At 71.0% G+C, this 238-nt stretch carries 1 pseudogene; it reads left to right on the top strand.

The features are described 5' to 3' along the window. Positions 1–238: pseudogene (locus AC0IY0_RS29015) on the top strand (TonB-dependent receptor); the annotation flags it as partial.

The following is a 238-nucleotide window of genomic DNA, read 5'->3' as shown; positions in this document are numbered from 1 at the left end:
CGCGGCTTCGTCGGCATCTCGTTCAGCCACGACGACGCGATCGACGCGATCCCGGGCGGCGTCGCCGAGCAGAACCGCACCCGCCTGACCCCGACCCAGGACCGGGTCCTGTCGCGGGGCGAGTACCGGCCCCTCGACGGCCCGTTCGAAGGGATCCGCTACTGGGCGGGATACTCGGTCGACCGCCACAACGAGGTCGGCATCGGCGAGGATGGCGCCTTACTGGGTTGCGTCGCTG

It is taken from the genome of Methylobacterium sp. AC315, from assembly GCF_979253755.1.
The sequence above is the reverse complement of the archived record's forward strand: the minus strand, read 5'-3'. Positions and strand labels throughout refer to the sequence as shown.